The 584-nt window shown below is 60.3% G+C and carries 1 protein-coding gene; it reads right to left on the reverse strand.

The window, feature by feature from the left end; translation table 11 throughout:
- Nucleotides 1-232: 232 nt before the first annotated feature.
- Nucleotides 233-584, reverse strand: a 352-nt coding sequence (locus HV796_RS43145; RefSeq protein ID WP_175233659.1) for a transposase, incomplete at its 5' end; no start/stop codon positions are given.

The raw sequence follows: 584 nt of genomic DNA on the forward strand, positions 1-584 counted from the left end.
CCCCGGAGGGGGCGGGAGTCCATACCATCAGGCTTGTTGCAGCCTGACAGGCTGCGGCCCTCCATGAAATCCGCTGGCCCGCGCCTCATTCTTCAAGCGAGCCCGAAGCTCGAGAGATGATTCAGGTTTAGCGAGTCCCGGTCCGACCTGTGTTGTCATCACATACGATTGCCAGCGCAACCTTTCGGCCTGTCATCCTGTAAAAATTGATTCTCTATGGCGCAGGTACCAGTCAGACCGGCTTCACGCTCGCGTAACCTTTGTCATACGGCCTGTCGTGCGCCAGGATGGCCCAGATCATCCGGGCCATCCTGTTGGCCTGCGCCATGATCGCCACATTCAGTGGTCGTCGCTTTTTGAGCTGCTCGATCCATGGCCGCGGCTCTTTCGAGTGGAAGAGCACACTGCGCGCGCCGTGAATCAGCAACGTACGCAGATACGTGTCGCCACGCCTGCTGATTCCCAGCAACTGAATCTTGCCACCGGATCCTGTCTGCGCCGGCACCAGTCCGATCCAGGCCGCGAACTCGCGCCCGGACCTGAATGCCTTTGCGTCCCCCATCGTTGCAACGGCTGCTGTCGCT

The sequence above is a fragment of the Paraburkholderia humisilvae genome (genome assembly GCF_902859855.1).
GTDB lineage: Bacteria > Pseudomonadota > Gammaproteobacteria > Burkholderiales > Burkholderiaceae > Paraburkholderia > Paraburkholderia humisilvae.